This is a genomic window from Paenibacillus sp. LRG-1 (genome assembly GCF_057220305.1).
On sequence record NZ_CM170126.1, the window covers coordinates 3894252 to 3906314 of the forward strand.

At 48.7% G+C, this 12063-nt stretch carries 1 protein-coding gene (cut by a window edge); it reads right to left on the reverse strand.

Annotated elements, in window-relative coordinates; translation table 11 throughout:
• Positions 1–41 precede the first annotated feature (41 nt).
• A protein-coding gene (locus tag ACUUJN_RS17225) for an SDR family NAD(P)-dependent oxidoreductase (RefSeq protein WP_484668738.1) crosses the window boundary here: on the reverse strand, positions 42–12063 show its 3' portion. It continues 7685 nt past the right edge of the window; only the last 12022 of its 19707 coding nucleotides appear in the window; its start codon lies off the right edge, out of view; the stop codon is at positions 42–44.

The following is a 12063-nucleotide window of genomic DNA, read 5'->3' on the forward strand; positions in this document are numbered from 1 at the left end:
CTCCTAGCTGTATGAAATAGGACAAATATCGTGTTGGCTGTCTACGAGTGTAATTGGTTGAATAACTGGTCGGCCTGTTCAAAATCTAACTCACCCTGCAGTACTTTCTGTAACAAGACTTGCATGGGCTGCTTAGGCTTCGGCTCTGTAGGAGCCTGATTTGTATCTCCCGCCGACTTGTTCAATTCCTTTGCCAAAAATTTGGAGAATTCTTTAATGTTAGGATAGTCGTACACTCTGGTTGCCGGAATAGCTGTTCCAAAGCGTTTATTCACAGCCTGCACCCACTCTACACCTATAATGGAGTCCAGTCCCATATCAATAAATTGATCATCCCGGCCAATATCCATTTCATTCATACTCAAGGATTTCGCAAGACTTTCTACCAGTTCCTTCTCCAATGTTTCTATCCGTACAGCCGTTGGCGCATATGTCGACCGCTTTGCCTCATCCCTGGCAACAATGGGCGGCGGCGAAGAAGGCTTGGCCTCAGGTTGCGGCGGGGCAGGCTTGGATTCTGCCAGCACAGCTGACTTTTCTGGCTTATCTGCTACCATCTGGATGTTGGAAACGGAGCTTAGCAAAATGCCCTGCGGTTTTTCAGGTACTTTCGCCAAAGTCTGTCTCTGCACATTATCGTTGCTATGGTTAACTGCAGGAGGGCTGGAAACGAACTCTTGTACCGACACATCGACTACAGGAGTTTCCGCCTCGACGTCCCGGGATTCGCCTCCACGCGCGAAGATCCAATAGCTCTCCTTGGCAAATGGATAAGTTGGCAGACTAATCCGACGAGGGCTGGTATTCTCATAAAGTCTAGTCCAATCGAAGAGTAGCCCCTTCACCCAAAGCTCCGCCAGCTTTGTATACTTCCCCTTGCTTATCCAACTATCCACCATTTTTGCCATGTCTTCGTCTGCCTCAAGAACAGCTAGGATGTCTTTATTCTTCTTTGCCTGACCCAAATACAGCCCGTCAATATCCTCATTCCCCGCTAAAAAACTCTCCAGCTTTTCTGTAAGCTCACGGGTAGACTTAACTATGACTGCTAACCGTTCTTCCATGGCTTCCCGTCCCACCTGCAGAGTAAATGCTATATCCTCCAGGCTGGTTTGCGAGTATTCCGGCGCTTTGAGTTCAGCAAGCAGTCTTTGCACCTGTTCATCCAGTCGATCTTTATTCCTCGCCGACAGCACGATCATTGCCGGATTTTGCAGTGGAATGGTAACTTGTCTAGTCTCCTGCTCCTCAGGGATATATTCCTCAATGAGCACATGTGCGTTGGAGCCTCCGGCGCCAAATGAGGAAATACCTGCGATTCTTGGGTATTCAACTGTCTTCCCATTCATTGTGACGACGGGTCTTTTCCACTCTCCCAGCTCCTGCTGAACTATAAAAGGACTATCGCTAAAATCGATATTCGGGTTTAGTGTTTTTGAATGCAATGAAGGCACGATTTGTCCGTATTTGAGCTGAAGGAGCACCTTTGTAACTCCGGCGATCCCTGCCGCGCTCTCACAATGCCCAATATTTGATTTTGCCGATCCGATTGCGCAAAATTGCTTATCCTCCGTATATTCCTGGAAAACTTTTTGCAATCCGGCGATTTCAATGGGGTCACCTAAGGATGTCCCGGTGCCATGCGCTTCGATGTAACTAATGGTTCTGGGGTTAATTCCTGCTTTCTTAAAGGCCCTTCCAATTACACTGGCCTGCGCATTCGGATTAGGAACTGAGAATCCGTTTGTCTTCCCTCCATGATTCACCGAGGTCCCCTTTACGACCCCATATATATGGTCGCCATCTGCAATAGCTTTGGACAGTGGTTTGAGCAGTACGGCTCCTACGCCTTCTCCTGGCACATATCCATCTCCGCCTTGTCCAAAGCTTTCGCACCGTCCTTTACTCGATACAAACCTGCCTTGCCCAAGCATCAGGTATTTGTTCGGATGAATGGATACATTGACGCCGCCAGCAATGGCAAGCTCACACTCGCCTTGTCGCAAGCTTTGGCAGGCCAGATGAATGGTCGTCAATGAAGAAGAACACATGGTGTCCACAGCCATGCTCGGACCGTGGAAGTTACAGAAATAAGATACCCGATTTGCGATGGAAGCCGGATTGCCAGGAACGGCAATCATTCTGCCCCTAGCTTGTTCCTGTGCCCCATAAAGCTGGTATTCTTCATACATGACCCCGACAAAAACACCCACATTCCTATCCTGCCCAAGGCCCTGCTCTAGTCCAAGCGCTTCCCGGGTATAGCCTGCATCCTCTATCGTTTCATAGACGCATTTCAGGAATAGACGCTCCTGAGGATCGATTATCTGTGCTTCTCTAGGAGAGATATTGAAAAACATGGGGTCAAACTGATCCACACCTTTGATAAAGCCTCCCCACTTGCTGTAAGCTTTTCCGGACTGGTTCCTGTCCTCGTCAAAGTGCATGCTGTGATCCCAGCGATCTTTGGGAATTTCCGTAATGCAATCCTTCCCATCGCGCAGATTGTTCCAGAATTCCCGTATGTTTTCTGCATCGGGATACATGCCCGACAAACCGATAATGGCAATTTCCTCTGATTCGCCTGCTCTTTTCGGTTGCGGTTGGAAACTTGCCTGAACTGGCATGAAACGCGATTGCTTCCGACTATCAGAAAGTGACCTTCCCGGGTCGTTTTCCATCGTAGAAGGCTTGAATTCTTTCGCAGGGTTGACCTCTGTCTCGATTCCAAGCAATTTAATCAGCTGCTTCTGGTGGACTTTAAGGAAATATTGGGTCAATTCCCGGATATTCTGGTATTCAAAAAATAAAGTTTTGGGCAGTGTTCCAAACGTTTTCTCCAACTCACGGGTTAGCTGTTTAATCATAATGGAATCAATGCCATACTTCTCCATAGGGGCATCGGTTTCAATCTGCCTTGCCGGCAGCCTGATGGATGTAGCGAGTAATTGCTTTAAATAATTTGCCGCTTTTTCGGCAAGCAGGTCTTGTCCGATGACCGAACCCATCTCGCTTTCCCTTATCATAGAGGAGGCATCTCCAGCCTGATTCAGGGACGGTTGCTGCAGGAGCGTTTCTCTTAGCTGACTGGCATGCCCTTCCAACACCATGACTTGATTCTTTTCGGAAGCCAGGCTCTGATACAAAGCCCGAATTCCTGCACCAGTCTCCATTGCAAACATCCCCATCCCTTCCATGATCTTTTCTGTTTCCCCATCAATACGCATTCCGCCTTCTTTCCAGAGTGGCCAATTGACTGAAATCGTCCGCCCCTGGCGTTGTTCTCGCTCTACCAGCGTACTACGGTACTTGGCATAGGCGTCCATAAAGGCATTGGCAGCAGCATAGTCAGCCTGTCCTATATTCCCAAGGCTCCCTGCAACGGATGAAAAAAGGATGAAGAAGTCCAGCGGGATTTCCTTGCAAGCCTGATCCAGATTCACCAATCCCGTAACCTTTGGTGCCAAAACGTTTTGCAATTCCTCCCGTGTTTTTTTAATAATGAAATTATCGCTAACCATTCCTGCGCTGTGCACAATTCCGTCCAGCTTCCCAAACTCTTCCTGAATATCCCGAATCAAAACTTCAACGGCCCTTTTATCGGCGACATCGGCTTGTCGGAATACTACTCTTGCACCTAAAGCCTCTATCTCCTCAATCCTTGCTTTGGTGTCACCACGAAGCGGGGAGCGTCCGACAAGAATTAAAGCGGTATCCCTGGCCTGTCGTGTAATTTCTTCGGCAAAAATCAAACCGAGACTTCCGGTTCCGCCGGTAATTAAATATACTCCCCTGTCTTTCCACGGAATGCTGATCGCTTCCCCGGAGGCTTTAATTTCCGTCCATACGGCAACATGCCGTCTACCTGATTGATAGCGGATATGTGGTTCTATAGAACCGCGACTGTTTTCTTGCAGGATATTTATCATACCTGCTGGATCCTGCTCCACATCCATTTCTATCAGCTGGCCAACCAGTACTGGATTCTCCAGCCATGCTGTTTTTAAGAGTCTGGAAAGTCCCGAGAATACCTGTTGGTGATCCTGCACCGGAACGACAAGCTGAACCAATGTTTTGCCTTTGGATTCCGTTTTAAGAATATGTTGAATTGCCTCAAACACCTGTGTCGCATAAGTCCTAAACCGTGCATCAATGCTCTTCTCTTCGGATTGGAGAATGAGGCACTGCACCCCGTTCATCTGCGATTCAATAATTTCCCCGGAAATATATCCCGGTTCACATAGAATTACCAGATGCTGTTGATAGTCAGGTGCTGTTCCTTCCAGAGCAATCGCTTGTTCTTCCCACACAGGCTCAAGCATCAAAGTCTCAGGTGCAGTCCATTCCTCTGGTGCCCCTGTTCCTCCTTCAGCAACTCGTGATAAAAATCCCTTCATCCTCACACAAACATTCCCCTGCTCGTCACACAAATCGATATCTAACTTTTGCAGCGGGCCATCCTGCCTGTTGTCTTCACTATTACGAATCCAGGCCCACATCTCTGATGTGCATCTGTTAAATACCTCTAACTCTTCCAATGCAAATGGTAAAGCTGGCTTAATGGAAGCTTTTCGATCACCTGCACTCATAATCAAGCCTATCGTCGCCTGAAGAGCGGAGTCCATCAAACTGGGGTGCATCACATAATGCTCCATCGTATGGTAAACGGAAGAAGGCAAGGACAACTTGGCAAGCGCTTGACCCACTCCGATATATATTTTCTCAATTCCCTGATGTCCCGGCCCATAGGAAATCTGCATCGCCGCAAACGCCTCATAGCACTGACGGGATGAAACGGAGCCCAGACTGCACTGCTCCAGCAAGGTTTTAATATCTATAGCAGGGACCTCTGCCACCGGAACAATTACTGCCCTGCCTTCACTATGCACCACCAGCTCGGTGTCCGTTGCTCCAGACTTGCTGTAAATTTCATAGGCGATCTCCCCGCCATCTTGCGGATAGAGCCCAATACTGACATCAACCGACTCCTCCCCAACCACAACTGGACGGATCCAATCCACATCTTTTAACCGGATGGACGTCCACTTATCTTCTGGAGATCCTGCAACCTGCTCTACTGCCGCCCGCGCCATTTCAAGGTAGGCCACTCCAGGCAAGAGCTTCTGCCCCCTTATCACATGGTCAGACAGGAAAAATTCCTTCCCCGTAAAAATGGAGCTGAACTGCAGTCCATAAATATCGGACGTATTACGCTGAAGTAAGGGATGAATGCCGACTGCTGTCTCCCGTTCCAACACAACACCGCTTGCTCCCGTCCGTTTATTGATATCGGTTATACAATATCGTTCTTTGGCAAAGGGATAGGTTGGCAGACTGATACGGTTTGGTTTAGCCTCTCCGTACAACAGGGCCCAGTCAATTGCGACTCCTTTTACCCAAAGGTCTGCGATTTTTCCATAGCTGCCTTCGCTAACCAAAACATCAATCGTCGTGCCTGCACCCTCTCCGTCTTCACGAGCTCTATTTTCTTCTTTATGGCGTTTGGCGTGTCCCACGTGTAAGCCGTGGATACCATCCCGGCCTTCCACAAATCCTTTCAATTTCTCTTCAAGCTCCCGGAGAGAGCCTACAACGAAAGCCAAACGTTCTTCCATTGCTTCGCGCCCCACCTGAAGGGTATACGCTATATCTACCAGACTGCTGTCTGTGAACGGATGCTCCCCGATTGCAGCTAGTAATAGCTGCGCCTGCTCTAGCAGTTGTCCTTCACTCTTGGCTGACAGCACCACAATAGCCGATTTTGGGGTGGTAAGGGGAATAGAATTCTGCGCCTGCTTTCCAGGAATGTATTCTTCGATTATCAAATGGGCATTGGCACCCCCGAATCCAAAGGAGCTAACACCCGCTCTTCGAGGAATATTTTTCCCTTGAGTATCCCGCTGTGGCTTCCACTCCCGCGCCTCCTGAACGATATAGAACGGACTACCTTCAAGTTTTATATAGGGATTAATTGCCTCGCAATGAAGGCTTTTGACCAGCTTTTTATGCTTTAACTGAAGCAGTACTTTTATGACACCCGCGATTCCAGAAGCCAGTTCCAGATGTCCGATATTGGTCTTCACCGAGCCCAATCCGCAATGGGATTCTGTGATCCCGGGTCCCTCTGTATTCTCATAAAGCTCTTTGAAAGCTGCTTTCAGTCCGTTAATTTCAATCGGATCGCCCAGCTCGGTGCCTGTCCCGTGGGCCTCAATGTAAGAGACAGTCCTTGGATCGATTCCGGCCTTTGTATATGCATTTACCAACACATCCGCCTGAGCCCTCGGATTAGGAGCTGTCAGGGAATTGGCCCGGCCTCCGTGATTGACGGCAGTACCCCGAATTACACCATAAATATGGTCTCCGTCCTTCTCTGCACCCTTCAGCTTTTTCAGGAAAAGCATGCCGGCCCCTTCACCACGCACGTAGCCATTGGCCTTATCGGAGAAGGTTTTGCACCGACCGTCCTCACACAGCATTCCTGCTTTGTTGAAGCTGATATGGAGTTCAGGAGTGATAATCACATTGACACCGCCTGCAATCGCCATCTCGCAGCTTCCATCCTCTATGGCTCTAACGGCTCGGTGAATGGCCACCAGCGAACTGGAGCAAGCCGTTTCGATAGGCTCACTCGGACCATGAATATTAAGGAAATAGCTCATTCGATTGGGCCCAACAGACGGTGCCATACCGCTGGAGGAATACGCCTCGACACCCACATTTCCCTGATAGATCATACCGCTGTAGCCGCTGTTCGCGGTACCTACAAAGATTCCTGTGCGGGTTCCCGACAGACTCCCTGCCTGAATGCCTGCATCTTCAATCGCCTTCCAGATATAGGTCATCAACAGACGCTGCTGCGGGTCCATGAGTGCGGCTTCCCGTGGTGAAATTCCAAAGAATAACGGGTCAAACTCATAGATCCCCTCAATAAACCCGCCCCACTTGATGTTTGTTTTATTGGCCTCCTGCTCAGGGTCACCGTAATACGTCTTCCAATCCCAGCGATCTTCAGGGATTTCAGTGATACAGTCCCTGCCTTCCTCAAGATTTTTCCAAAACTCATCCACATCCCGAGCCATGGGAAATACACCGCTCATTCCCACGATGGCAATAGGTTCAGGAACAGCCTGAGTCTGTTGCGGCATGGACAACACATTCCCGCCTGCAAACCGGAAACGCTGCCGTCTAACGTGGGTACTGTCTTCCCTATCATCCTCCACGGCCTGGACAGCAGGCTCAATCCGGGCATGCACGGCAAACTGCTCGCCAAGCACGGCATCATATTCGTCCACCAAATACCTGGTGAAGTCATGAATCGTTGTGTATTCAAAAAATATGTCCGGCGTCAGCTCAAGTCGGTATAAGTGATTGATGTTGTTGGTAAATTGTGTGAGCAGGATGGAATCGAAGCCATACTCACTCAGTTCTACATGTTCATCAATATCTTCAAGTTTGACTTTCAGCAATTTTGACACGGCCTGTATCATAGCGGCCTGTACCTTGTCCAGCAGATCCGGTACGGCATTGCTTTTAGGGGAAGCTTCTGAAATTCCTGTCACCTTTTCAGGCTGCCTAATCTCTGGAGTCGTGATTAAACCCATGCTTTTCTTCATTTTTGCGAGATTGCCTTCCATCACCATAACCTGATCAACGCCCGCGATCATGCCACGATACAAGGCCTGAACGCCGGAAGAGGTTGACATGCCACTCATGCCTGTACGCTGCCTTACCAGCTTCTCCGTTTCCTCATCAATACGCATCCCACCCTCTTTCCATAGCGGCCAATTGATGGATAGCGTTTGACCCTGGCGTTGCTTAGATGCTATCAGAGTGTTCCGGTATCCGGCATAAGCATCCATAAACGCATTAGCTGCAGAATAGTCTGCCTGTCCCTGATTACCTAATCCTCCGGCTACAGACGAAAATAGAACAAAGAAGTCAAGCGGCAGATTCTTGCTTGCCTGATCCAGATTCACTGTCCCTATTACTTTGGGTGCGAGAACCTCCAGCATTTCCTCGCTATTTTTTTGGAGTATGCGGTTGTCACGAATGACTCCTGCACTGTGAATGATGCCATTGATGTTTCCGAATTCCTCCTGAATTTCCTGGATTAAATCGGTCACCGCCTGCTCCTGAGTCACATCGACCTGTCTGTATATTATTCGCGCCCCTAATGCCTCCATTTTCTTTATCTCAGCCCGTTTGCCCTCATCCAGCGCGGAACGCCCCGTTAAAATCAAGACGGCTTTATGGACTTTATCCGTAATCTCTTTGGCAAAAATGAGTCCCAATCCACCGGCACCGCCAGTAATCAGGTACACTCCGCCATCCTTCCACGGGTTACCCGCCGCTTCCTGAGAGATGTGAACTTCGTTCCAGCAGGAAACCCACCGTGTGCCTTTCTCGTACCGAATCTGGATATCCTCGAGGCTACGGCTGTTTTCTTTTAAAATGTCTATGATTGCTCCCCAGTCCTCATCCTGTCCCAGTTCTATTAACTGACCTACCAGTTTTGAATGCTCAAGCCGGGCCGTTTTTAAAAGACCGGAAAGTCCCGAGAAAAGCTGCTGCTCCTCCTGTCCGCTTATGGCAATCTGGATCAGCACCTTGCCATTGGGTTTTTCCCTGAAAATGCTTTGAATCTCTTCAACCACCTGGACGGCGTAATGCTGGAACTGTTCCGCGATTCCGTTTCGGTCGGGTTGCAGTACAATGCATTGCACGCCGTCCATCCGAGCTTCAACTTGTTCACGGGAAATCTCGGACGGCTGGCAGAGTAACACGACATGGCGATCATATACGGGCATTTCAGCCCCTAGAGCAATCCCTTGCTCTTTCCATACGGGTTCAAGCATCAAGTTACTGGAATTTGACTGAACATCCGAGGAAATCAAGTCCCTATTCAGAATTCTTGATGAATATCCTTTTATCCTGACACAGATGGCTCCAGTTTCGTCGCTCAGGTCAATATCCAGCTTCTGTGCCTTTTCCTCAGCTAGACCGTCTGCATTGTAGCGAATCAGCGCCCACATGATGGAGCTGCAATTTTTTATAATTTCAACTTCTTGAATGGCGTAAGGCAAAGAAGGTTTGATCTCGCCAGACCCCAGCGTCAAGCCTACGGTTGCCTGCAAGGCCGAATCTATCATACTTGGATGCAGGACAAATTTGCTTTGGTTGTCAGAAACGGAAGCCGGCAAGCATAACTTAGCCAGCACTTGACCCTCTCCCGCATACACCATCTCAATCCCTTGATGTCCAGGGCCATAATCCATTCCCATATCCCTGAAAACTCCATACAATTGTGTGGGGTCGAAGTTCCGACTGCATACATTCTGCAAGTCTTTAATATTCAGTGTTGGGACCTCCACAGCCGATCTTCGTGTAGCACTGCCGTAGCTATATATCACAATCCCTGCATCAGCTTCTGCGCTCTCCCCATATATTTCATAGGAAATCTCTTGATGATCATCCAGGAAAAGTCCGATGTGTAGCTGTAGTGGCCCATCTTCTACGATAATAGGCCGTGCCCAAACCACGCTTTTAAGGCAAATTCCGGTTGGCCCGCCCTCATCAGATCCTGTTGCCTGATCCACGGCCGCCCGGACCATTTCAAGACAAGCAGCCCCGGATAGAACCTTGCGTCCATTCACCACATGATCCTTCAGGAAAAACTCCTGGCCTGTAAAAGTCGAACTGAACCGCTGCTCCGAGAAATCGGAGGTGTTTCGATGCAGTAAAGGATGGAGCGAAGCAGCAGTGACAGAAGTCATGCCTTTGCCTGCCTTGCTGTCAAGCTCAGGCGCCCAGCAGCGTTCTCTCGCAAAAGGATAGGTCGGTAGACTGATCCGGTAAGGTTTGATGTCCCCATACAGCTTGTTCCAGTCAATAGTTAGCCCCTTTACCCACAACTCCGCTATTTTTTTCAGTTTTCTCTTCTTGATCCAGGTTTCAAGCAACGATTTGGCATCTTCATCCGCCTCAAACATCACAATCCCGTCTTTGCTCTTTTTCACCTGCGCCGTTAGGACGCCAGCAAGCAGATCATGATTCGCAAATCCTTCGAGCGCTTTTAGCAATGCCTCTTTTGAATCTGCCACAAAAGCCAGCCGGTAATCCATCGGCTCGCGGCTCACTTGCAGCGTATACCCCATATCCGAGAGGTTAAGATTTTCCCGGGATGCAATAAAGCTCCTCATTCTTTCGGCATACGTTTTTAGTTGCTTTTCACCTTTGGCAGACAAAACGAAGAGAACGGGATTATGGATATCGGCGGCTGCTGGTGATGTCGCAGATGTTCCAGTCCCGGGACGATATTCTTCAATAATGAGATGGGCGTTCGTACCGCTAAATCCGAAAGAGCTCACAGCGGCGCGCCTTTTGTTCCCGCGGGAAGGTTCCCAGGCGTTCAATTCTGTATTTACATAAAAAGGAGAGTTATCAAAATCAAAATGCTCATTCGGGTTCTTGAAATTCAGTGTCGGTACTAGTTTTCTATGCTTCATGCATAGCAACACCTTTTGCACGCTTGCTATGCCCGCTGCTGCAGAAGTATGCCCGATATTGCTTTTTACCGAACCTATGGCACAGTAGTTCTTCTGATCGGTTTTCTCTTTAAAGGCGGTTGATAAAGCTTCCAATTCAATAGGGTCGCCCAGCTTGGTTCCTGTCCCATGCATTTCAACATAGCTAATGCTTTCAGGCTCAATCTGATATTTGTTGTATATTTCCCGCTCCAGCTCAATTTGGCTGTTTGTGCTTGGAGCGGTAATCCCGTTGGTTTTTCCATCTTGATTGATTCCGGACCCAATAATAACTCCGTATATATGATCCCGATCAGCTTCAGCATCCTTCAGCCGCTTCAGAACCAGCGCCCCTACTCCTTCCCCTGGAACAAAGCCGTTGGCGCTATTGTCAAACGTTTTACACCGGCCATCTGGCGACAACATTCCGGATGCAGACATGCCTACATACGATTCAGGAGTCAGATATAGCGACACCCCGCCAACCAACGCCATTTCTATCTCTCCGTTAGATAACGCCTGGCAGGCCAGATGGGTTGCCACCAGCGATGAGGAGCATGCCGTATCTACGGATATGGCCGGACCTTTCAGATTGAGGAAATAAGAGATACGAGCCGCTGCAATAGCGTTACTGTTCCCAGTAGTATTGGTGAACTGCGCTTGATGCTTGTACCGCAGCATACTATATTCATTATTTAAAATTCCAAGGTAAACCCCGCATTTTTTATTTCCCAACTGTGAGCCACTATAGCCTGCATCCTCAATTGCCTTATATGCTTCCTGCATAAAAATGCGCTGCTGGGGATCCATCCCTTCCGCCTCGGTAGGAGAAATATTGAAAAATAACGGATCAAAATATTCCATATCCTCTAAAACACCCAGCCACTTGCAATTGATTTTCCCCTCTTGCGCTGGACGAGGATCGTAATATTGGCTTACATCCCAACGGTCCTTCGGGATTTCAATAATGGAATTTTTGCCTAGAGCGAGATTATCCCAATATTGCTGCACATCTTCCGCACCAGGATATCTTCCCGAAATCCCGACAATTGCAATTACTTCTTTATTTTCCGAAGGCATAGGCGATGAATCTTCTGCTACCTTTACCAGGTGGAATGGCTCGGAATCCTCCTTAGACGATAGCCTTGGGGAACATTGCAGCGTGTCAGGTCCCTTCGAATGGACTTTCGCAATAGGCTTATCCGTGTCCGGGACTGTGCTCAAGGACTGTTGATTGGAGCTTCCTCCACGCTTATTGATTTCTTGTGCCAAATATGCAGCGAATTGGCGAATGGTCGGATAGTCGTAGACCTTGGTCGCTGCTATAGATGTACCATATCGTTTATTAATGTTTCGAACCCACTCTACGCCTATAATGGAATCTAGTCCGGTATCTATAAAGTTTTTATCCGCCTCAATCTCGCTCCGTTCCATATACAAAGCCTCAGCCAGGCTCACCGTCAGTTCTTCCTGTAACAGCTCTGCAGAGTCGCTGCACTCAGCCATGCTGGCCTGCGCCTGCTTTTCAAACGAAATC